The sequence below is a fragment of the Bacillus sp. FSL P2-0069 genome, assembly GCF_038593315.1.
In the GTDB taxonomy this organism is placed as follows: domain Bacteria; phylum Bacillota; class Bacilli; order Bacillales; family Bacillaceae; genus Bacillus; species Bacillus safensis.
Map to the genome: position 1 here is coordinate 1,075,037 of NZ_CP151984.1, position 22,752 is coordinate 1,097,788.

Consider the following 22,752-nt stretch of genomic DNA (forward strand, 5'->3'; position numbering starts at 1 on the left):
GGAAGGGTGCTTTTTATGATCATTTGCCTGTAAAAAAGATCGCAAGCGTGCTAGGCCCTGAATGGGACCCAACAGCGGCACCGATGATTTGAATATCAATTTCCTTTGGATGAAATTCGGCTTCGATCAGCTGTTTCATGTCTTCCGCCAGTGCAGGATCATCACCATGACTAATACCGACCGTTTGGTTCGACCAATCCGTTCCGCGTTCTTTCATTAGTTCAATAATGCGTTTCAGCAGTTTTTTACGTCCGCGGATTTTTTCAAGCGGGATGAGTTTTCCATCTTCGACATGTAAAATGGGCTTAATACTTAACAAACCGCCAACAAATGCGGACGCTTTACTGATTCTTCCGCCCCTTGCTAAATACGATAAATCGTCTACAGTAAAAATATGTTGTAAAGATTCACAAAAATGCTTTACAGACGTTTCAATTTCTTGTATTGTATTTCCGTCAATGGCAAGTGATTGAGCGTGTTTGACAGCAAGCCCATAGCCGAGTGAAGCGCATTTAGAATCAATGATTCGTAAATCAAAATCAGGGTATTCTTCCTTCACTTCGTTTGCCATCATCACAGCTGTCTGGTATGTACCTGAAAGCTCTGATGAAAAAGCGACATAGATAGCAGATGTATGGGTTTGAGCGGCAGAAACAAAGGTTTCCTTGATCCGGTTTGGTGAAGCCTGTGACGTTTTTGGACTGGCTCCTTGTCTCATCGCATCAAATACTTGTTTTGGTTCAATGGTGATCAAATCCTCAAATTCCTGCTCGCCAAGTAACACGCGGAGCGGAATGAGCGTTATGTTATGTTCATCATAATAAGAAAGAGGCAGATCAGCAGCACTGTCTGCTATGATATGAACAGTCATATAAATCCCTTCTTTCTAAAAAATAAGCCATATTTTACATCTTTTTAGCCTAACTATATCATAGAAATCATCTTTTCGTGTTCAAATTCTAAATTTTAGGGAAAACCATAGAGAGAATGGTAAGTGGAGGAATGACAACATGTTCATTGGAGAAGCAAAAAAACTCATTGTCGTCGTTATTGGTGCATTACTCAATGCGATTGGACTGAATTTATTTTTAATCCCAGCTGACGTATATGCAAGCGGTTTTACAGGGGTAGCCCAGCTGTTATCCAGCTTAATCGATCAATATGCGCCATTTTATGTATCAACAGGGATTCTATTATTTATTTTAAACATTCCAGTCGGCATTTTAGGCTGGATGAAAGTTGGCCGTTCCTTTACTTTGTACAGCATCATCAGTGTTGCACTGACGACCATTTTCCTTGGCATTTTACCAGAAACGAGTGTTTCCCACGATATTTTATTAAATGCTGTGTTTGGCGGTGTCATATCCGCAGTAGGGATTGGGATTACGCTCAAATACGGGGCATCGACAGGCGGACTAGACATTGTTGCTATGGTTTTAGCGAAGTGGAAGGATAAACCAGTTGGCACGTATTTCTTCATTTTAAATGGAATCATCATTTTTACAGCAGGATTATTACAAGGTTGGGAGAAAGCATTATATACCCTTGTCACATTATATGTGACTACAAGGGTCATTGATGCCATCCATACAAGACATGAGAAGCTGACCGCGATGATTGTCACGAAGAAAGCAGATGAAATCAAAGAAGCCATTTACGGAAAAATGGTCAGAGGCATTACGACTGTACCTGCAAAAGGCGCATTCACCAACGAGCAAAAGGAAATGATGGTGATCGTTATTACAAGGTATGAGCTTTATGAACTTGAACAAATTATTAAAGAAGTCGATCCAAAAGCCTTTACAAATATTGTGCAGACAACCAATATTCTTGGATTTTTCAGACGAGATTAAAAGGTGGGTAGCAGATGAAAAAAGGGTTTGTGCTTCTTCTCATTCTATTGGTTTTAGCCGCTTGTGGACAACAAAAAAAGGATGAACCAGACAAGGAGGTATCCGGTCAAATGGGAGAAAAAACGGTTGAGCTCACAGTAGACCCCGTCCAGAAAGGTTCTTCAGTTCAATTTAACATGTCACTGAAAAATGAATCAGATCGAGATTTTGAATTTACTTTTAACACAAGCCAAAAATTCGAGCTTAGTGTGTATGACGAAAACGGGAATGAACAATACCGCTATTCGAAAGACCGTATGTTCACACAGGCCATCCAGACTTTTGTGCTGAAAAAAGGCGAGGCCTATGATTTTCAAGATACATGGTCAAACGGTGTAAAGCCCGGAACATACGAAGCAGTCGTAACGTTTAAAGGAAAAGCAGAAGGGCTGAAACAAATCACGGAGAAGAAAACATTCCAAGTCAAATAAGCGAGGGAATCAGAAAAAGCTGTCCACATTAGGTGAACAGCTTTTTTTATGTTAGAGATCATCGAGCAAGTCTTGGAAGGTATGCAGCTGGTTTCTTTCTGCATCTGTCGAATTGGCAAATGCAGAGGATACGGCATTTTTCGCTCGTTTGACTGCCTGCTGACGCTCTAACCCAGATGAAAATGAAGAAGTAAGAGCTTCTTCAGTAAACGATTTGGCTTGATCAAAAAGTTCGTTTCTCACAATGAACCTCCAGAAGCATCAGTCTTCATATTCCCTCTGTCTGACGCTTCTTCAAGTGTCGAACGATAAGGAAAACGTGCGTCATGAAGACTGACTGAATCTTTACCTTGTTGTATAAAGCGTTTCGATTTGCTTCTTTTACCCATTCGGAATCCGCCCCTTTACACAAGCTGACAGGACAACCTGTCTAACGGTAGTATGCCCGCTTTCATCTGCTATGTATGAATGGAAAAATTAAAGCGAGAAGTAATTCGTTAGAAACTTTGCAATCCCATCTTGTTCATTTGTATCAGTGACTTCATTTGAGACACGTTTCACGGCATCAATTCCGTTGCCCATTGCTACACCGCATCCAGCAAATTCAAGCATTTCTAAATCATTGTCTTCATCTCCGAATGCCACAATCCGCTCCTTAGGAACACCGTAATAATCACTGATCTTTTGCAGTCCAACGGCTTTGTTCATGCCTGTTTTAATGATTTCAATCACGTGCCACGGGGCAGCCCAGCGCCTGTGATCAATCACTTCTGCATGAACATCTGATAAATAGCTTCGAATGGCTCCGACGTCCTCTTCTTTTGCATGAATTAACACGCTCGTCACATTCTCTCCAAGGTTGTCCCTAAGGTCTCCAACAGTGACTTTGTTTGCATTCATATTAAAGATATCAATGAGTTTTTCATCATGATAATGGAAATACAAATCGTCTAACACTTCAGCTAAGACATTATGCACTTTATATTCTTCACTAATGTCTACAAGCTGTTTGACTACTTGAAGATCAAGTGACGTATGAAATCTGCCCCATTTTTCATCAAGAGGATGATGGACAAACGCTCCGTTAAAATTCACAATGGGTGAATCAAGCTGTAATTGCTGATAATAAGGAGAGCTGGAACGAAATGGCCGGCCTGTTGATATACAGACGTGATGCCCGCTGTCTCTCACTTTTTGAATGACGTCAAGTGTATGCGCAGAAATGGTTTTATCATCTTTTAATAATGTGCCATCCAGGTCAAGTGCGATTAGATAAGGTTTAGTCTCCATAAAATCTCCTTTGATCTGTAAGTGATAGGAGGCAATTCATGTTAGCGCCTCTTTCTATAGTGTATCTTTATCACATCTTTGTTGTCTACATGTTAAAATAAACAAAGACGGGAATGATAAAGGAGGATTCATAGGCTGTGATCACCATTGATGAGCAAATTACGCGCGATATTCCATTTTTACATATCGTAAAAGCTGAAAATAAAGACAAACCGCTGCCGCTTGTATTTTTTATTCACGGATTTACAAGTGCACGCGAGCATAATTTACACTTTGCCTTCCATTTGGCGGAAAAAGGCATAAGAGTCATTTTGCCTGACTGTGCTTATCATGGTGTAAGATCAGAAAACCTCAGCTTAGAGGAACTGGCATCAAAGTTCTGGGAAATTGTCCTGAACGAAATTCGTGAAATCGATATACTTAAAACATACTTTCAAGAAAAACAATTGATTGAAGCCGATCTGATAGGCGTTGCGGGTACATCCATGGGCGGCATCACCACCTTTGGTGCACTTGCCAAGCATGATTGGATCAAAGCCGCTGTCAGCTTGATGGGAAGTCCAAACTATACGACGTTTCTAAAAGCACAAATCATGGACATGCGTCACAAAGGGTTAATGAAAGACATTACAGACGAAGAGGTTCATCTGCAATTAGACGCCCTGCGCCCATATGATTTAACGCTGCAAACGGATCGATTAAACAAAAGACCGCTGTTATTCTGGCATGCAGAAAACGATCCTGTCGTCCCTTACCGGCACGCAAAAACTCTATATGATGAGTTAGTAGCCACACAATATAAGCAGGATCCGCATCTGATTCGTTTTATCACTGATGGACAAGCTGGACATAAGGTCTCAAGACAAGCGATGTTCGAAACGATAGACTGGTTTGAGACACATCTGAAAAGCACAAACGTTTAGTCATAAGAAAAAGTACGTTATACTAATGGAAAAAGGAGTGGATATCATGGATGAAGCATTGAAAGAAAATATTTTAGGCGCCCTAGAACAGGTGATTGACCCTGAGCTGAATGTCGACATCGTCAACCTTGGACTTGTCTATGATGTCGATCTTGATGAGAATGGAAAAGCGGATATCACCATGACCTTAACATCAATGGGGTGTCCTCTTGCACCAATTATCGTAGACGAAGTCAAAAAAGCATTAAGTGATCTTCCAGAAGTAAAAGAAACAGAAGTTCACATCGTATGGAATCCCCCTTGGACACGAGACAAAATGTCAAGATACGCAAAAATCGCGCTCGGTATTCAATAAGCACAAAATGAAAAATGCCTGGTATGAGTTGAACTCATGCCAGGTTTTTTTATGAAAAATTAAGGTGGAGGAAGAGAGTAGCTTGATATAATGGATGTAATTTTATAGAACGGAGTACCTATCATGAAACAAAAATGGCTATGGATCGTTCTTTTGATCGTATATGCTGCTGCATTTCTTATATCAATCACTATACGAGAAGGCCAAGTACACAAAAAAAAGGATCTTGAGGCTTTTACTGATGTCAGTCATCTCATGCCTGTCAAAATCAAAAAAATTGTTCAAGGGAAAGAGATAGACACGTTAAAAGAAGTATTGAAAGAAGCAAAAGCTAAACACCTGCCGATTTCTATTGCCGGAAAACAGCATAGTATGGGCGGCCACACATATTATGAAAACGGCATCGTGCTCGATATGACGGAATTCCGCCAGATTTTAGCGTTTGATCCAAAAAAGAAAACGATTCGCGTTCAAAGCGGTGCTACATGGGATGATATACAAAAATATGTGAATCCATATGGCCTAGCTGTGAAGGTGATGCAATCGCAGAATATCTTTACAATTGGCGGATCTTTAAGTGCAAATGCACATGGACGTGACATTCGCTACGGGTCACTCATTGATACGGTACGTTCCTTTAGGCTGTTAAAAGCAAATGGTGAGATTGTCACAGTAAAGCCAGGTGATGATTTGTTTTCTGCGGTCATTGGGGGATACGGATTGTTCGGTGTCATTTTAGATGCTGATCTTTCTTTAACAAAAGATGAATTATATAAAATGGAGACAACCTCTCTAGATTACGATGAGTATACGGATTATTTTCAAAAGCATGTCAAACACAATAAAGAAGTACGCATGCATCTTGCCAGAATCTCAACAGCAAAAACAAACTTTTTGAAAGAAATGTATGTGACGAATTATTCCCTCTCTTCAGATCAAAAAAACGAATCATATCAAGAGCTGAAAGAAGATCAACTCGTTATGCCATTGAAATTTATGCTCGGCCTTTCAAGGAGATTTGATATGGGGAAAGATCTGCTCTGGAATTTGCAAAAGAAGTATTTCCTAAGTCAAAATGATCAGCTGATCACAAGAAACAATGTGATGCGTTCTGATTCTGCCTTTTTGGAATATGAAAATGAGTCAGACACAGATGTGCTGCAGGAATATTTCGTCCCAGTTGACCGTTTTCGTGCGTACATCGATGACATGAGAGCCTTCTTACAACAGGAAGATTTGAATCTAATGAATATCACAATCCGCTACGTTCAAAAAAATGAAAAAGCGGATCTCTCATATGCGAAACAAGATATGTTTGCCCTTGTGCTTTTAGTGAATTACGGGTTCGAAAAAGAAGAGAAGGCGGAAGCAGAGCGGATCATTCGAAAAATGACAGATATCACGCTGCGGCACGATGGAAGCTATTACTTACCGTACATGCCTTATCAAACGAAGGCGCAAATGAAGCGGGCTTATCCTAAAACCGATGTATTTTTCCAAAAGAAAAAACAAGCAGATCCAGATGGCACGTTTACCAACTACTTTTATGAGAGGTACAATACACAATGAATGCAAAAGCAATGAAATGGTTCGTCTACTCTCAAAGTCTGCTGTTTTTCGCCAGCAGTTTGATATTCCCCTTTTACATTCTTTTTATTAAAAATGTTGGATCAAGCTATTCACAGTTTGGACTCGCCTATGGTCTGTTTGGTTTAAGCGGTGCGTTTATTCATTTACTTTTAGGAAAACTGCCGGAAACCACTGACAGGCGGCTCTTTTTAATCATTCATTCGTTCGGTATGGCGTTTCTTTTGCTGCTTTTTCCGCATATAACAGAAGTGGAGCAAGTGTATATCATTCAGCTTGCACTTGGTGCGCTGGGCGGCTTTCAAAAACATGGGGAGAAACTGCTTGTCACTGATCTGACAACAGAGAACAAAAGAATGAAAGAAGTCGGTCACTATCATTTTTGGACAGCCCTATTTTCATCCATTGCCATTATGCTTGGCGGCCTGTTTGCTGATTTCTTTACCGTTTACTTCATTTTTTATGCAAGCTCCATATTATATTTATGCAGTGCACTCATGGTCCTCTATATCAAAAACGAAAGATAAATCCGCATGTCTCATGAAGATATGCGGTTTTTTTGTTGAAAAAAAATGAAAACGAATATTAAATATACAATTGAATTAATTTTTATACATGTTATAATGTTAAATAATTTCACAAAGATCAAGAGGGTGTATTGACGTTGAAAATAGGTATTATAGGTGCTACAGGGTACGGTGGTGCGGAATTGGTTCGTATCTTCAAGCATCACCCGCATGTGGAGGAATGTATATTGTATTCATCAAGTGGTGATGGGCAATCATACAGTCAATCTTATCCGCATCTGACAAACATGACTGACCAAACATTAAAAGCCATTGACCCGGCTGCCATTGTGCAAGAGACAGATGCTGTGTTTTTAGCGACACCAGCAGGCGTATCTAGTGAACTGACACCAAAGCTGATGAATCAAGGAGTGCCGATCATTGATTTATCAGGTGATTTGCGCATTCAAGATGGAGCAACCTATGAAGCTTGGTATAAACGAAGGGCAGCGGATGCAGCATCTGTCCAGCAAGCGGTGTACGGTTTATCCGAACTGAATCGTGACAAAATTCAACAGGCTGAAGTGATTGCCAATCCGGGCTGCTTTCCTACCGCAGTTCTTCTCGGTTTAGCACCGCTCATCAAACAGAATGTCATCGATGAATCCATGATTATAATAGATGCAAAAACAGGGGTGTCCGGTGCCGGACGATCTGCCTCACTTGGCACGCATTTTTCAGAACTAAACGATAACTTTAAAATTTATAAGGTGAATGAGCATCAGCATACGCCAGAAATAGAGCAAATATTAAGAGAATGGAATCCGCAGACGGCGAACGTCACATTTTCTACGCATCTTGTCCCGATGACAAGAGGGATTATGGCGACGATGTATACACAATTAAAAACAGAAGCCACAAAAGAAGAATTGATGAAGCGAATGAAAGACTTTTATGAAGATTCCTATTTTGTCAGAGTGAGAGATCACGGCGTTTATCCACAAACGAAAGAAGTATACGGCAGTAACTTCTGTGATATTGGCTTTCATTTAGATGAGCGAACAGGGAGACTGACAATCGTGTCGGTCATAGACAATCTCATGAAAGGCGCGGCCGGCCAAGCGGTTCAAAACTTCAACATTATCAAAGGCTTACATGAAGAGGCGGGCCTCACAATGACACCTCTTTATCCATAAGAGAACAGGGGAGACAACAAACATGATCGAATTGAATGAAAAAAGCATTGTCAAAATAGACGGTGACGTATCATCACCAAAAGGCTTTGAAGCAAAGGGGATTCACATTGGCTTGCGCTATTCAAAAAAAGACCTTGGCCTCATCGTCAGCGAAGTACCAGCAGCAAGTGCAGCGGTCTACACACAAAGTCACTTTCAAGCTGCGCCTCTCAAAGTCACACAACAAAGCTTAAAAAAGACAGGACAATTAAAAGGTGTCATTGTCAATAGTGCTATCGCCAATGCATGTACTGGTGAGCAGGGAATAAAAGACGCATACGACATGCAGGCAGCCTGTGCAGATATGTTAGGTGTAGCACCTGATTACATTGCTGTTTCTTCTACTGGTGTCATTGGGGAATGTCTGGAGATGGATAAAATCAAAAAGGGCATCGCCGATTTAAAAGAAGCAAAAGCCGAAAAAGGCCATTTTGAAGAAGCGATCTTAACGACAGATACTGTCATTAAAAATACAGCATACACTCTTACGATAGACGAAAAAGAGATTATCATTTCAGGCGCAGCAAAAGGCTCTGGCATGATTCACCCGAACATGGCGACAATGCTTGGCTTTGTCACAACAGATGCAAATGTTGAACAGGAAGCCTTACAGCAAGCGCTTCGTGACATTACGGATGTGACCTTTAATCAAATTACCGTCGACGGAGAAACTTCGACAAACGATATGGTGCTTGTGATGGCAAATGGCATGGCACAAAACGATGTACTCAATGAAGAGCATCCAGAATGGCCATTGTTTAAAGAAGGATTAAAACTTGCTTGTGAGGATTTAGCCAAAGAGATTGCGAGAGATGGAGAAGGCGCAACAAAATTAATTGAAGCGAAAGTCGCTGGTGCTAAAAATAACTTGGAAGCCGGCATCATTGCGAAAAAAATCGTTGGTTCAAGTCTTGTTAAAACTGCCGTATATGGTACGGATGCCAACTGGGGCCGAATCGTTGGAGCCATTGGTCATAGCGCAGCTTCCGTCACACCGGAAGAGGTAGAAGTCTATTTAGGCGGACAATGTTTGTTCAAACGCAATGAACCGCAGCCATTCTCAGAAGAGGAAGCAAAAGCATATCTAGAAAAGGATGAGATTACGATTTTCATTCAAATGAGTGAGGGGAATGGTGAAGCAGCAGCATGGGGCTGTGACCTTACCTATGATTATGTGAAAATTAACGCGAGCTATCGCACATAAAGAAGGAGATAGACATGAATAAAACGATCGTGTTCAAGTGTGGAGGCAGTGTCATTCGAGAACTTTCAGATACCTTTTATGAAAATGTCCGCTCACTTCAAGCCGCTGGATTTAAACTGGCTATCGTGCATGGCGGAGGACCTGAAATCACCGACATGCTGCAAAAATTAGAAGTGAAAACAGAATTTGTTGACGGGCAGCGTAAAACAACGAAGCCTGTGTTAGAGGTAGCCGAAATGGTTCTTTCGGGAACGGTCAATAAATACTTTGTGTCAGAGCTCGCAAAGCATGATATTTCATCTGTCGGCGTATCCGGTAAAGATGGGCAGATGCTTGTCGCCGATTTCCTAGATCAAGACGTTTACGGGTACGTTGGCGAAATCAAAGAAGTTCATCCAGAGATGGCAGAAGCACTCATGGAAAAACAATTCATTCCTGTGATTGCGCCGCTGTCTATGACGGAAGAATGCCAAACCTTAAATGTGAATGCCGATTTAGCAGCATCAGCTGTCGCCGGAGCCATGAAGGCTGATAAGCTTATGTTTGTCACAGATGTTGAAGGCATTTTAAAAAATGGTGAACTATTAGATGTCGTCACCGAACAAGAAGCCCTTTCACTCATTGATGAAGGCATTATTTCCGGGGGAATGATTCCAAAAGTACAATCCGCATTGAGTGCTTTATCAGGTGATGTGGATGAAGTGATGATCGTAAATGGCAAAGGCAGTATCTTTACAGGAGAAACCTTTAAAGGAACAAGAATTGTGAAACAAAAGGAGGCGGTCCTGTGAGTCATCTCTTTCAAACTTATGGTCGGTGGAATGTTGAAATTAAAGAGGCTGCAGGTTCTTGGGCAGTCGATACAAATGGAAAAAAATATTTAGACTTTATACAAGGCATTGCGGTTACAAATTTAGGCCACAATCACCCAAAGGTCAATGAAGCCATTAAGGAACAGCTTGACCACGTCTGGCATGTTTCAAATCTATTTGAAAATGGACTGCAAGAAAAAGCAGCAGAAAAGCTGGCAGAAAACAGTTCAGGGGATCTCGTGTTTTTCTGCAATAGCGGGGCAGAGGCAAATGAAGGTGCCATTAAATTAGCACGTAAAGCGACAGGGAAAACAAATATCATCACATTTTTGCACTCTTTCCATGGGCGCACGTATGCTGGTATGGCTGCCACAGGTCAAGATAAAATCAAAACTGGCTTTGGTCCTATGCTAGAAGGCTTTCACTACGTACCGTTTAATGATCCAGACGCTATGTCAGCGTGTGAAGTCGATGATGTGGCAGCAGTGATGCTGGAGGTTGTGCAAGGTGAAGGTGGAGTGAATCCAGCGACACCAGCATTCCTTGAAGCCGTTCAAGCATTTTGCAAAAAGCATGAAGCACTGCTGATTGTAGATGAAATTCAAACGGGCATCGGTCGTACAGGAACAGCATTTGCGTACGAAGAGACGTGTCTTGACCCTGATATTATCTCTTCGGCAAAAGGGTTAGGAAGCGGCTTTCCAGTTGGTGCAGTCATAGGGAAAAAAGCTCTAGGAGATGCATTCTCTCCAGGTTCACATGGTACAACATTTGGTGGGAATATGCTCGCCATGGCCGCTGTGAATGCGACACTCGATGTCATTTTCAAAGAAGAGTTTCTTTCAGAAGTGAAAGAAAAGGGTGATTACCTGTTAGAAAAGCTGCAAAATGTCAAACAGCTGAATATCGTAAAAGAAGTGCGGGGAAAAGGATTGATGGCAGGTATTGAATGTGATCAGCCAGTCGCCGGCTATATCACAGCTCTTAGAGAACAAGGGCTGCTGGTGCTTCCAGCTGGTCCGAATGTCATTCGTTTATTACCTCCGCTGAATGTGAAGAAAGCAGAGCTGGATCAAGCGATCGAAGCAATTGTTCAAGTATTAGCCAATAAAACAGTTTCGGTGTAAATTTTTTTACAAACGAACGTATAAAAATACATTTGTATCATTAATTATTCAATTTTTGGGGTGACATAAGCATGAAAGGTTATTTAAATTTAGAAGATGGAGCCTCTTTTGAAGGAGATCTGACAGGAGAAGCTGGCATCACAGGTGAAGTGGTCTTTTTTACAGGTATGACAGGTTATCAAGAGGTGCTCACAGATCCTTCCTATAAAGGTCAGATCATTGTTTTCACATATCCGCTGATCGGAAATTACGGCATTAACCATGAAGACTTTGAGAGCAAGAAGCCTCAAGTAAAAGCGGTGGTTGTGTACGAGGCAGCAGAGCATTTTTCACATCATCTTGCAGCGGTCAGCTTAAAAGATTATTTACAAAAGTGGAATATCCCGCTTCTGACACATACAGATACGCGCGCAGTCGTGCAAAACATCCGGGCAAATGGAACGATGAACGCTGTGCTCAGTGTAGACGAAAACGAAACACCGCCTGCAATGAAACAAGACAATGTCGTCGCACAGGTGACAGATAGTGAGATTTACACACAAGGCTGCGGTGAGGAACATGTGGCGCTCATTGATTTTGGCTTTAAAAAATCAATTGCAGATTCGCTTGCAGCGCGCGGCTGTAAAGTAACCGTCATTCCATATAAACAAATGGAAAAGGTATTTGAGATCAAGCCGGATGCGATCCTCTTGTCAAACGGACCTGGAGACCCGAAAACCATGACACCGTATTTAAAAACAATTCATGACATCATGATGTCATTTCCGACACTTGGGATCTGCCTAGGTCACCAATTAATCGCTCTTGCACTTGGCGGAGATACGTATAAGCTGCCATTTGGCCACAGGGGAGCGAATCATCCTGTCCAGGATACAGAATCCAAACGTGTCTTTATGACAAGTCAGAACCATAGCTATGTTGTGAATGAAAAAAGCATGAATGACAAAGAAGTGGATGTGAAATTCCTTCATGTCAATGATGGATCTGTAGAAGGATTCATTCATAAAGAAAAGCTGATTATGTCAGTTCAATTTCATCCAGAAGCACACCCAGGGCCTGCTGAAAGTGAATGGGTATTCGATGATTTTATTGAGAAAGTGAAACAAGCAAGGAGAGAAGTCGCACATGCCTAAAGATCAAAGCATACAAACCATTCTAGTCATCGGGTCTGGTCCAATCATCATTGGTCAGGCAGCAGAATTTGATTACTCAGGAACACAAGGATGTATGGCCTTAAAAGAAGAAGGCTACAAAGTCATCTTAGTGAATAATAACCCAGCAACCATTATGACAGACGAGTCATTTGCTGATGAAATCTATTTTGAACCGCTTTCAGTTGATTCAGTGACAAGAATCATTGAAAAGGAAAAACCAGATGGTCTTTTAGCCAACCTTGGCGGACAGACGGCTTTAAACCTTGCTGTCGAGCTGGAAAAAGCCGGTGTGCTGAAAAAGCATGGGGTGACCCTGCTCGGAACGTCAGTTGAAACCATTGAAAACGGTGAAGATCGAGAGAAATTCCGTGCTCTCATGAAGCATTTGAACGAACCCGTGCCGGATAGTGAAATTGTGGATAATGCGGAAGATGCTCTTCAATTTGCAAAAGAAGTCGGCTTCCCAGTTATCCTAAGACCAGCATACACACTTGGCGGTAAAGGCGGCGGAATCGCTCTAACAGAAGAGGCGTTTAAGCCGCTCATTGAAGGAGCTCTTTTAGCGAGTCCAATTCACCAGTGTTTAGTTGAAAAAAGCATAGCTGGCTTTAAAGAAGTCGAATATGAGGTCATGAGAGACCGTCAAAATACGTGTATCACGGTATGCAACATGGAAAATATCGATCCAGTTGGTGTGCATACAGGAGACTCGATTGTCGTTGCACCTTCCCAAACATTAACGGATCAGGATTATCAAATGCTCCGTTCAGCGAGCCTGAAAATCATTTCAGCGCTGGATGTAGTCGGCGGCTGCAACATTCAATTTGCCCTTGATCCACTCAGTAAAGAATACTTTGTCATTGAGGTGAATCCTCGGGTCAGCCGTTCTTCTGCTCTTGCATCAAAAGCAACTGGCTATCCGATTGCGAAAATGGCAGCTAAGCTTGCGGTGGGTTATACGCTAGACGAATTGAAAAACCCGCTCACAGGTACAACCTATGCTAGTTTTGAGCCGGCACTAGATTATGTTGTCGTGAAATTCCCGCGCTGGCCGTTTGATAAATTTAAACAGGCAGACCGTCAATTAGGCACAAAAATGAAGGCGACTGGTGAAGTCATGGCGATTGATCGGAATTTAGAGTCAGCCATTCAAAAAGCAGTTGCATCACTTGAAATTAAAACGAAGGGCTTCCACCTGCCAGAACTGAAAGAGCAATCGACAGAACTTTTATTTGAACTTATCAAAACACCAGACGATCGCCGGTTTTTCGCTGTTATGGAGCTTCTTTCAAGACAAGAAACAGTTGAAACGATTCATCAAACGACGAAAATCGATCGATTCTTCTTACATGTGTTCCAGAATATGATTACGCTCGAACAAGAATTGAAAGATCATAAGGGGACACTATCAAAAGATACCTTGAAAAAGGTAAAGGAAAAGGGTTTCCTTGATGAAACGATTGCTCTTCTTACGGGTCACACGGAAGAGTCAATCAGGCAGCTTCGTCAAGAATACGGCATTGCTGCTTCATTTAAAATTGTCGACACATGTGCGGCGGAATTTGATGCTAAAACGAATTACTTCTATTCCACCTACTTCGGCAAAAGCGATGGTGAACATCAAGAAAAAACAAAGCAGCGTGCACTCATCATTGGCTCTGGTCCGATTCGAATCGGGCAGGGGGTCGAGTTTGATTATAGCGCTGTTCATGGCGTTCTGACCTTGCAAAAGCTTGGATTTGAAACCATCATGATGAACAACAATCCAGAAACAGTAAGTACTGATTATGAGATTGCAGATCGTTTATATTTTGAGCCGATTACATTAGAGCACATTTTAAATGTTGTGGAAGCAGAACAAATTGATTTTGTCATTGTCCAATTTGGCGGACAGACTGCGATTAACGTCGCAGAAGGCTTAGAAAAAGCCGGTGTCACATTGTTAGGTACGTCCTTTGATACGCTGGATGCACTTGAAGACCGCGATTTATTCTATCAGCTTCTTGATGAACTGAATCTTCCTCACGCAAAAGGAGATACGGCTCATTCAAAAGAAGAAGCACTCGTACATGCGAAAAGCATCGGTTACCCTGTATTAATTCGCCCATCGTATGTCATTGGTGGAATGGGAATGATCGTTGTTCAGTCAGAAGCACATTTGGCATCACTGCTTGATCAGCCAGATCATTTGCCATACCCAATCTTAATTGATGAGTACGTCACTGGAAAAGAAATTGAAGTCGATCTTATTTCTGACGGAAAAAAGGCGTTCATTCCAACCATCGTAGAACATATTGAGAAAGCGGGCGTGCACTCAGGTGACAGCTTTGCCATTTTACCAAGTATCTCAATCAGTGAAGACATCAAACAGCAGGTGCATACCGCGTCTGAACAAATAGCGAAGAAATTATCATTCAAGGGCATTATGAATATCCAATTTGTCATCAAAGGGGATCAGGCGCTTGTATTAGAAGTGAATCCGCGGGCAAGCCGGACTGTACCGGTCGTCAGTAAGGTAATGGGCATTGATATGATCCCAATGGCCACTCAATTATTAGCTGGTGCATCGCTTGAAGAACTAAACCCTGCAACGAAAAACAAAGGGGGGACAGCGGTCAAATTCCCAGTGTTCTCATCACATGCCATTCAAGATATCGACCTCAAGCTGACACCTGAAATGAAAGCGACAGGAGAAGGAATGTGTGTAGGCAAGAACGCCGAAAGCGCCTTGAAAAAAGTATTTGCGCCGATCTGGAAGCAAAAAGGAAGCCTTTTTATACAAGGTAGCGAGCAATTGATAGATGAAGCGAAGCATGCAGGCTTTGACGTCTGGACTGGCAGCTTTGAATCTTGGCTGCAGAATGAAGATAAATCCCTTCATATTCATTTAGGAGAAGATGAAGAGGCAAAAGAGCAGCGTGTAAAAGCACTCACACACGGCGTTCAAGTCCTAACCGAATATGAAACAGTTCAAGCATTCCTGCAAGGAAAAAATGGAGATGTATCACCAGTATCGCTCCATGAATTATATAAAAAGGAAGTGACGGCATGAGTCAAGTCGACGTGCAACCGGCATTATACGGAAAAGACTTTTTATCATTAAAAGATTTCTCAATCCATGAGATTGCATATTTAATTGAAAAAGCGGAAGAAATGAAACAAAACCCATATCAAGATTTATTCAAAGGAAAAACGTTAGCGATGATCTTTGAAAAATCTTCAACTAGAACCCGTGTCTCGTTTGAAGCGGGGATGACGCAGCTAGGAGGACATGCGCTCTTCCTCAGCTCAAATGATTTGCAAATTGGCAGAGGAGAAACCATCAGTGATACAGCGCAGGTGCTGTCTGGTTATGTCGACGGTATTATGATTCGAACCTTTGAACATGAGAAGGTTGAAGAGCTTGCACAATACGCGTCTATTCCAGTCATTAATGGATTAACCGACTACTCACATCCATGTCAGGCGCTTGCTGATTTATTAACCATTAAAGAAACAAAAGGTACTTTAAAAGGAATCAAAGTGGCCTATATCGGTGACGGAAATAACGTGGCGCACTCCTTAATGATCGGCTGTGCGCAGCTAGGCTGTGACATTGCGGTTGCATCACCAAAAGGCTATGAACCACTTCAAGAAGTCACAGACACTGCCCGTGAGTTTGCAAAACAATCAGGGGCAGAAGTGACCGTGACAACAGATCCTGTTGCAGCTGTAAAAGATGCAGATGTTATTTATTCAGATGTGTTTACAAGCATGGGGCAGGAAGCAGAAACAGAGAAACGTCTTGCTGAATTTAAAGAATATCAAGTCAATAACGAACTGATGAGTCATGCAGCAAAGGATTATATTTTCCTTCATTGTCTCCCGGCACATCGCGGGGAAGAAGTGACGGCAGATATTATTGACGGGCCGCACTCAAAAGTATTTCAACAGGCAGAAAACCGCCTGCATGTGCAAAAAGCGTTAATGAAAGAACTTATGTATCGAACATCCAAATAAATCCAAGTGTCCCTGACTCGTATGAGCAGGGACTTTTTGCATAAAGGATTGGAGAGGCAAGGGACGGGACATAATAACATCAATCGAGAAAGGAGGATGAAAATGGGTCAGCAGCATCAGTTTAAATCAGGGAATAAAGCACCGAATAATGGTGTGTATATCGAGATCGGTGAAACTGGCAGTATGGTGAAAGATCCTTTAAAGATTAAGCTTAAAGCAGGCGACGTCTTTCCTGATAACTCGAACCATAATCGTGTTTGGACCTACCAAAGAAAGCCGTAAGCAATTGACTAAGAGTCAGCAGGAATAAGACTTTAGAGGCATGTGTCATGCCTCTTTTTTCTTTATAATAAAAAACAATTAAGTTCAAATTTTCAAATAAATAGTATGAAAAAAAGAGAACTTAAGGTAAAATATGTAATATATTGTTGAAAGGATTTGTGTGATGGAAAAGATGAATCTCAGTGAAAGTGTTTGGAATAAACGCTTCACCTCATTATTCATATCAAGACTCATTAAAAACACAGGGGAAAGTTTTGCTTTTACATCCGTCCTTTGGCTATTGATTTTAAGAGGGGATGGAGCGCTCGGTACAGGACTTCTTCTAGCAGTAACGGTTCTCCCTTCATCTTTGTTAGCCCCAATTTTAGGACCTCTTATGAAAAAGCACCATTTGTCTAAATGGATGTTCGCTTCAGATGTTGTTCGAGCAACAATTGTACTCATTATTCCACTTCTGCACTTTTCGCATCTATTGCCTCTATGGTTATTGATTTCATTAATGGTTATTCAATCGGCAACAGGTGCAGCATATAATCCAGCTTCGGTGGCGATCTTACCGCAGATTGTTCCAAAGCATCTCATTCAAAAAGCAAATGCAATCCTGCAATCTTCTTTTGAGATTGTTGCACTTGCAGCAGTCATGGTAGCTGGTCTTTTGGTTAAATTAATTGGACCTGCAGATACTCTGCTGATCACCACTGCTTTATTTGTGATTTCTGGTCTGTTTATTATCGGGGTCAAACTAAAGAAAACCGATGAAGAAAAAGCAGCGGGCATTAAACAAGCGAAGAATACATATTTGTATAACTTAAAAAGAGGGTTTCTCGTTGTCAAAAACCATCACATTTTATTTGCGCTCACGCTGTATTGTATCTTAATGAATGTCGCAGCAGCTCCGTGGCAGGCACTGTCAGCGGTATACGTAGCAGAAGCGCTGCAAAGCGACTCCATGGTGTATTCCATTTTAAGAGGTGTTGCCGCAGTTGGCGCGTTTATGATGGGCTTTGCTCTGGCAAAGGTGAAAATTAAGAGATTTGGTTTGTTCTTTATTGTCGCTGGCATGATTGAAGGGGCTGCATTCTTTATGACAGGGATGAGTACATGGCTGCCGGTTGTTCTGCTTGCTTCCTTTATTTTCGGAGCTGCTGTCAGTGCGATCAATGTGCCGGAAATGGTCATTATTCAAACATCTGTTGACCAAGAGGATCAGCCGCAAGTATATGCTGTGATCAATGCCTCATCAAATGTCTTTCTCCCGCTTGCAGCTGTCGTATCAGGCGTCCTGGCAGAAAGATTTGGAGCGGGACCTGTCATTGCTGGCGGAGGAATCCTTGAAATTTTATCAGGTATCGCGATCTTCCTGTTTACAGGGCTTGCGAAAAGCCATTTGACTCAAGACAAACAGAAGTCCGAAACCGTCGAGGTATAAACAATAAAAACCCCCTGTATGTTGAAGGCAGGGGGTTTTAGCGTGCCGCAATCACTCTGAAAAGAAAGAAAAAAGAGCTAAACATCAATTTAGCTCTTTTTCACAAGTCATATTAAGAATGTTTTGTTGAACTTTCCGTTTCTTTCATTGGACTTACTTCAGCAAAGATGAATAAAATAACCGTAAACACAACTGCAAGAATGGAAGTGAGCGTAAAATCATAAGCAGCTCCATTCATAGAGGCAACGATGTAACCAGCCATATGTGTCAGCAGAAAAGTCCAAATGAGGGTGATAATATAATGCATAATCCCACCGTCCTTTATGTAACAATCTATTGATTATCATACCATAGATGCAAGTGAAGGGAAAAGACTGTTTTCCGCCTTTATGTGACCATTTTAAGACCTTCTGCTATAAAAATAAAAAGAATTCTTCTGTCTTTAGGGGATTTCCTTATTCCTACAAGAGTTGTTGTTCATATCATAGAAAGCAGAATCACTGAAAGGAGGCTGGCCATATGGGTGTAAGCGAACGTTTTTTCCAGCTTGGTTCCCAGTGGAACATCATTCACCTTCCTCAAAAACCAAATGGCTTTGGCATTCTAATCCTCGGTGACCGAAATCACTTTGTGCAGGAAAATACATCATTCTGGCTTCAGCATTATGGAAGAAACCAGCTTTTAACTGCCTTAAAGGATGAAGGATATACATTGTTTAATAGTCATCTTCATGGGAATCACTGGGGATGCGAAGATGCTGTTTTTAGTGCCAAGCAGCTCGTGCATCACACACTAAAACAAGAAATATTAAACCGGGAAATTCATGTGCTCGCAGAGGGAATGGGTGCACTTGTTGCTATGAGCCTTGCTGAGGAGATGCCTGAAGTACTAAGGTCCATTGCGATGGTGAATCCATGTCTGAATCTGGATGCACAACGAGAAAGAGAAAAGGAACACAAATTCTTTTATAAGCAGCTGCTCAAAGAGTTAGCAGAGAGCTATGGCTGTTCTGAAAAGGAAGCTGAAACGTATCCACTGCCTTCTTGTTCTGTTCATTCTGCTCATGTACCGATTCATATATGGCAAAGGCTAAACGGCGCACCTTATGCATATGAACTTCACGCAAAGCCTTTTATTGATCAGCATATGAAAAATCCAGAACATTGTCAGGTCGATCTCACGCTGCATATGTTTGATCATCCGAGAAGAATCTTTCAATCCATTCACAAGTTTTATAAATCGCATGAAAGAGAATTGTGATGAATAGGATGATAACAGCCCTTCATAGAAAGGGCTCTTCTTTTTATTCGATATTAAAAAAGGGGACGTGAACATGGAAACAGGACTGATCATAGGGGCAGATGAGTTTTTTGGCCTGACACTTTGTGAATATATGATGAAAGAGGGCATTCAAGTGGATATCACGCGTCCTCATGATCTTAAAGAAGAACAAAAGGCACTGTTAGAAGAGCGGATGATGTGGCTGGGCAGAAATGATCTCGTTCGTGTCATTGACCTTCAGGATAGCAAAGACACGTATGACCTCATTTTTATTCAATCAGAGGAACCGCATAACAGGCAGAAAGACATCAAAGCAGAGCGTGGCATGTACCAGATTCTTTATGAAAAACCTGAAAACGAATCAGTGAAACAGAATGTGCCGGCAGTTATTCTTCCTCGCATGTTCGGACCATGGACACTCAATGAAGATCAAACAAAGCGTGCAGATTCACTTTTTGTAGAAGATGTGGCAAAGGAATTGTTACAATGGGCTTCGGACACAGGTCAAAGACAGGACATGACGTATGAATTGAAGGTAGAAAGCCAAACAGATGACAAACAAGCAGAAGACATGATTGCAGAATGGAAAAGACAAAACTCAACATTTTTCGACAAAAAGCAAGAATGATCTTCCATCTTATCTTTTTTCAGTATAAAATAAACCTATATTTAACATACAGGTTCATCACTGCATGTTGCAAAAGGGAGTTGAACATGGCATGAAGTACCAGCGGCTTGTCATGATCTTTTCGTTCCTTCTTCTATTATCTTCCTGCTCGCAGGCGCCTTTAAAAGGAAAAATTGAGAAGGTGGGTTTACTCGTCCCCGATACGATCAATGATCAAGTTTGGGGAACGAAAGGTTATAAAGGCTTATTAAGTATCCAATCAACATTTGGTGTAGATGTTTATTATAAGGAAGGAATGGTCGACAAGGAGAAAATCGTTGATGCCATTGAAGAATTCCATAAAAAAGGAGTCAATTTAATTATTGGCCATGGCAATGAATACAGTGAAATTTTTAACTTGATCAGTGAAGATTATCCAAACATACAATTTATTACTGTCAATGGAAACAAGCCTCAGGCGGGCAATGTCACAAACGTGACGTTTAAAGGTGAAGCGATGGGCTTTTTCGGAGGCATGACAGCTGCACATATGTCAAAAACAAAAAAGATTGGTATTCTTGCTACATATGATTGGCAAAGTGAAGTAGACGGCTTTATCAAAGGAGCAAAATATCAAGATGAACATGTACAAGTATTAGCAGAGTTTGTCGAAAACTGGGATGATGCTGACAAAGCGGTGGAGCTCTATCAAAAATTAAAAAAGCAGGGCGTTGATGTTGTGTATCCAGCAGGTGATGGTTATAATATCCCTGTCATTGAACAAATCAAAGCCGATAATTTATCAGCGATCGGATACGTCACCGATCAATCCAACCTCGGCAGCCATACAGTTTTAACGAGCACTGTACAGCATGTTGATAAAGCGTACAGTATCATTGCAAAGAAGTTTAATGAAGGCAAGCTAAATGAACAAGATGAGTACTCCTTTGATTTTAAAGAAGGAGTGGTCGAGATGGGGAAATTTAGTTCCACCATTGACGACGCTTTTGTGAAAGACATTGAAAGTGATATTGCGTCTTACAAAAAAACAGGTAAACTGCCAAATGAAAAGTGAGGAGACGACGACATGCAGCACGAAAAATCGATGGAATTTTTACAAATTGCCATGAAGTATTTTCCGCAGGCGAAGGAAGAGTTAGATAAAGCAGGGATTCAGCTTGACCCTGAAGCACTTCAGCCGCTTCTAACATTATTTACATCTGTCATGCAGGAAGCATACGAGCTTGGAAAAGCAGATGCAGAATCAGAAAAAGCCACAGAATAGTGGCTTTTTTATGATAATTTTTTCTTGAAGGCACTAATCATAGGGCCAACATCTTTAAACACAGGCTTCAGCTCATCAATGGAGTTCATAATGTTCCCAATTTGATTCATGACATGCATGTAGTCAATTGAATCCTCACTTGAAGATGTCTCCGCACGTTCCTCCTTTGCCTCTGTCTTGCTTTTCTCCTTCTCAATCGGCTGTCCAAACATCATTGCTGAGAAAATATCTTTTTGTGCCATATCACATGTTCCTTTCTACTATTGGTATATATCATTAATCTATGAAAAAAGTGAGAGGAAAGGTTAGACGTTTGTATTGCCAAGAAGAAAAAAATAAGGTAAAATTAGTACCAGATACTAATATAAGATCACAATATCACATGCTCGTATGAGTAAAAGGAGTCTTATTCAATGAATGCTGGAATTATTGGCCTTGGCCGCTATATACCTGAAAAAGTATTAACAAATCATGATTTAGAAAAAATGGTTGAAACTTCTGACGAGTGGATTCGTACTAGAACAGGTATAGAAGAAAGAAGAATTGCATCTGATGATGTCAATACATCTCATATGGCGCTTGCTGCTGCAAAAAAAGCATTAGCTGCCGCAGATGTGGCTGCAGAAGATATCGATATGATTCTTGTGGCGACAGTCACGCCAGATCAAGCATTTCCGACAGTTGCTTGCATGATTCAAGAGCAGCTCGGTGCACATAAAGCATGTGCAATGGATATTAGCGCTGCGTGTGCTGGCTTTATGTATGGGCTTGTTACTGGAAAACAATTTATCGAATCAGGAACTTACAAACACGTGCTTGTTGTCGGTGTAGAAAAGCTTTCTCGCATTACAGACTGGGATGACCGTAATACTGCTGTTTTGTTTGGAGATGGAGCTGGAGCTGCTGTGCTGGGAGAAGTCAGCGAAGGCAAAGGAATTCTATCATTTGAACTTGGAGCAGATGGAAGCGGCGGGAAGCACTTGTACTTAGATGAAAAAGATCATACAATCATGAATGGACGAGAAGTATTTAAATTTGCTGTAAGACAAATGGGAGAGTCAAGTGTAAATGTCATTGAAAAAGCTGGACTATCAAAAGAAGACGTTGATTTCTTGATCCCGCATCAAGCAAATATTCGCATTATGGAAGCAGCACGCGAACGCTTAGAGCTTCCAGTTGAAAAAATGTCGAAGACGGTTCATAAATACGGAAACACATCAGCAGCATCCATTCCAATTTCACTATGTGAAGAAATCGAAGCCGGAAAAATTCATGACGGCGATGTGATTGTAATGGTTGGTTTTGGTGGCGGATTAACTTGGGGCGCAATCGCTATGCGATGGGGCCGATAAA

The 22,752-nt window shown here is 41.4% G+C and carries 26 protein-coding genes; 20 read left to right on the plus strand and 6 right to left on the minus strand.

Annotated features, from left to right (window positions below; genetic code table 11):
• Positions 1-19 precede the first annotated feature (19 nt).
• Positions 20-871 (minus strand): DegV family protein, encoded by an 852-nt coding sequence (locus NSQ34_RS05360; RefSeq protein WP_024425073.1) that lies wholly within the window; start codon positions 869-871, stop codon positions 20-22.
• A 139-nt stretch (positions 872-1,010) separates the two neighbouring features.
• Between NSQ34_RS05360 and NSQ34_RS05365 the strand changes: the two genes are divergently transcribed.
• Positions 1,011-1,853, plus strand: coding sequence for a YitT family protein (locus NSQ34_RS05365; protein WP_024425072.1), 843 nt, complete (start codon positions 1,011-1,013; stop codon positions 1,851-1,853).
• Positions 1,854-1,867: 14 nt separating this feature from the next.
• A complete protein-coding gene (locus NSQ34_RS05370; protein ID WP_024426502.1) occupies positions 1,868-2,323 on the plus strand; it encodes a BsuPI-related putative proteinase inhibitor in 456 nt (151 codons plus the stop codon).
• 51 nt (positions 2,324-2,374) lie between these two features.
• Here NSQ34_RS05370 and NSQ34_RS05375 read toward each other — a convergent pair whose 3' ends face one another.
• The 3 genes from NSQ34_RS05375 to NSQ34_RS05385 all read right to left on the minus strand — a co-directional run bounded on the left by NSQ34_RS05375 (position 2,375) and on the right by NSQ34_RS05385 (position 3,613).
• A complete protein-coding gene (locus NSQ34_RS05375) occupies positions 2,375-2,566 on the minus strand; it encodes a DUF3813 domain-containing protein (protein WP_024425070.1) in 192 nt (63 codons plus the stop codon).
• Positions 2,563-2,712 carry a hypothetical protein gene (locus NSQ34_RS05380; protein ID WP_024425069.1) on the minus strand — a complete coding sequence of 50 codons (150 nt, stop codon included), beginning with the start codon at positions 2,710-2,712 and terminating at the stop codon, positions 2,563-2,565. The genes NSQ34_RS05375 and NSQ34_RS05380 overlap by 4 nt, the downstream gene beginning before the upstream one ends.
• 88 nt (positions 2,713-2,800) lie before the next feature.
• Positions 2,801-3,613, minus strand: a complete 813-nt coding sequence (locus NSQ34_RS05385) for a Cof-type HAD-IIB family hydrolase (RefSeq protein WP_024425068.1) — start codon at positions 3,611-3,613, stop codon at positions 2,801-2,803.
• Between the two features lie 137 nt (positions 3,614-3,750).
• Here NSQ34_RS05385 and NSQ34_RS05390 point away from each other — a divergent pair, with 137 nt between their 5' ends.
• The 13 genes from NSQ34_RS05390 to NSQ34_RS05450 all read left to right on the plus strand — a co-directional run bounded on the left by NSQ34_RS05390 (position 3,751) and on the right by NSQ34_RS05450 (position 18,226).
• On the plus strand, positions 3,751-4,536 hold the full coding sequence (locus tag NSQ34_RS05390) for an alpha/beta fold hydrolase (protein WP_264316076.1): 786 nt from the start codon (positions 3,751-3,753) through the stop codon (positions 4,534-4,536).
• Positions 4,537-4,582: 46 nt separating this feature from the next.
• The gene (locus tag NSQ34_RS05395) at positions 4,583-4,891 is read left to right on the plus strand and encodes a metal-sulfur cluster assembly factor (RefSeq protein ID WP_024425066.1); all 309 of its coding nucleotides are present in this window, start codon (positions 4,583-4,585) and stop codon (positions 4,889-4,891) included.
• Positions 4,892-5,014: 123 nt separating this feature from the next.
• Positions 5,015-6,460 carry an FAD-binding oxidoreductase gene (locus NSQ34_RS05400; RefSeq protein ID WP_061109661.1) on the plus strand — a complete coding sequence of 482 codons (1,446 nt, stop codon included), beginning with the start codon at positions 5,015-5,017 and terminating at the stop codon, positions 6,458-6,460.
• A complete protein-coding gene (locus NSQ34_RS05405; protein ID WP_061109662.1) occupies positions 6,457-7,005 on the plus strand; it encodes an MFS transporter in 549 nt (182 codons plus the stop codon). The genes NSQ34_RS05400 and NSQ34_RS05405 overlap by 4 nt, the downstream gene beginning before the upstream one ends.
• Positions 7,006-7,142: 137 nt before the next feature.
• Complete coding sequence (argC, locus tag NSQ34_RS05410; RefSeq protein ID WP_061109663.1) at positions 7,143-8,180, plus strand: N-acetyl-gamma-glutamyl-phosphate reductase; 1,038 nt, start codon at positions 7,143-7,145, stop codon at positions 8,178-8,180.
• A 22-nt stretch (positions 8,181-8,202) separates the two neighbouring features.
• Positions 8,203-9,423, plus strand: coding sequence for a bifunctional ornithine acetyltransferase/N-acetylglutamate synthase (argJ, locus tag NSQ34_RS05415; RefSeq protein WP_061109664.1), 1,221 nt, complete (start codon positions 8,203-8,205; stop codon positions 9,421-9,423).
• Between the two features lie 14 nt (positions 9,424-9,437).
• Positions 9,438-10,214, plus strand: coding sequence for an acetylglutamate kinase (gene argB, locus NSQ34_RS05420; RefSeq protein ID WP_025093396.1), 777 nt, complete (start codon positions 9,438-9,440; stop codon positions 10,212-10,214).
• Entirely contained in the window at positions 10,211-11,362 is a 1,152-nt protein-coding gene (locus tag NSQ34_RS05425; protein WP_098676805.1) for an acetylornithine transaminase, read from the plus strand. Before argB ends, NSQ34_RS05425 begins: the two co-directional genes overlap by 4 nt.
• Before the next feature lie 71 nt (positions 11,363-11,433).
• Positions 11,434-12,495 (plus strand): carbamoyl phosphate synthase small subunit, encoded by a 1,062-nt coding sequence (locus tag NSQ34_RS05430; protein ID WP_098676806.1) that lies wholly within the window; start codon positions 11,434-11,436, stop codon positions 12,493-12,495.
• A complete protein-coding gene (locus tag NSQ34_RS05435; RefSeq protein ID WP_254001641.1) occupies positions 12,488-15,568 on the plus strand; it encodes a carbamoyl phosphate synthase large subunit in 3,081 nt (1,026 codons plus the stop codon). Before NSQ34_RS05430 ends, NSQ34_RS05435 begins: the two co-directional genes overlap by 8 nt.
• The gene (argF, locus tag NSQ34_RS05440) at positions 15,565-16,515 is read left to right on the plus strand and encodes an ornithine carbamoyltransferase (protein ID WP_176967527.1); all 951 of its coding nucleotides are present in this window, start codon (positions 15,565-15,567) and stop codon (positions 16,513-16,515) included. Before NSQ34_RS05435 ends, argF begins: the two co-directional genes overlap by 4 nt.
• A 102-nt stretch (positions 16,516-16,617) precedes the next feature.
• Positions 16,618-16,797, plus strand: coding sequence for a YjzC family protein (locus NSQ34_RS05445; protein WP_008348517.1), 180 nt, complete (start codon positions 16,618-16,620; stop codon positions 16,795-16,797).
• 163 nt (positions 16,798-16,960) lie between these two features.
• Positions 16,961-18,226, plus strand: coding sequence for an MFS transporter (locus NSQ34_RS05450; RefSeq protein WP_041117120.1), 1,266 nt, complete (start codon positions 16,961-16,963; stop codon positions 18,224-18,226).
• Positions 18,227-18,338: 112 nt separating this feature from the next.
• Here NSQ34_RS05450 and NSQ34_RS05455 read toward each other — a convergent pair whose 3' ends face one another.
• Entirely contained in the window at positions 18,339-18,533 is a 195-nt protein-coding gene (locus NSQ34_RS05455; RefSeq protein WP_003211779.1) for a YjzD family protein, read from the minus strand.
• Between the two features lie 212 nt (positions 18,534-18,745).
• On the opposite strand from NSQ34_RS05455, the gene NSQ34_RS05460 reads away from it, so the two are divergent.
• The 4 genes from NSQ34_RS05460 to NSQ34_RS05475 all read left to right on the plus strand — a co-directional run bounded on the left by NSQ34_RS05460 (position 18,746) and on the right by NSQ34_RS05475 (position 21,399).
• Entirely contained in the window at positions 18,746-19,486 is a 741-nt protein-coding gene (locus tag NSQ34_RS05460) for a hypothetical protein (RefSeq protein WP_176967526.1), read from the plus strand.
• A 73-nt stretch (positions 19,487-19,559) separates the two neighbouring features.
• Complete coding sequence (locus NSQ34_RS05465; protein ID WP_176967525.1) at positions 19,560-20,135, plus strand: nad binding enzyme; 576 nt, start codon at positions 19,560-19,562, stop codon at positions 20,133-20,135.
• Positions 20,136-20,226: 91 nt separating this feature from the next.
• Positions 20,227-21,189 (plus strand): BMP family ABC transporter substrate-binding protein, encoded by a 963-nt coding sequence (locus tag NSQ34_RS05470; protein WP_176967568.1) that lies wholly within the window; start codon positions 20,227-20,229, stop codon positions 21,187-21,189.
• A gap of 12 nt (positions 21,190-21,201) precedes the next feature.
• Positions 21,202-21,399, plus strand: a complete 198-nt coding sequence (locus NSQ34_RS05475) for a ComZ family protein (RefSeq protein ID WP_034282083.1) — start codon at positions 21,202-21,204, stop codon at positions 21,397-21,399.
• Between the two features lie 8 nt (positions 21,400-21,407).
• Here the strand turns inward: NSQ34_RS05475 and NSQ34_RS05480 are convergent, their stop codons facing one another.
• A complete protein-coding gene (locus tag NSQ34_RS05480; RefSeq protein ID WP_034282082.1) occupies positions 21,408-21,641 on the minus strand; it encodes a hypothetical protein in 234 nt (77 codons plus the stop codon).
• Between the two features lie 171 nt (positions 21,642-21,812).
• Between NSQ34_RS05480 and NSQ34_RS05485 the strand changes: the two genes are divergently transcribed.
• Positions 21,813-22,751, plus strand: a complete 939-nt coding sequence (locus NSQ34_RS05485) for a beta-ketoacyl-ACP synthase III (protein ID WP_034282079.1) — start codon at positions 21,813-21,815, stop codon at positions 22,749-22,751.
• Position 22,752 lies beyond the last annotated feature (1 nt).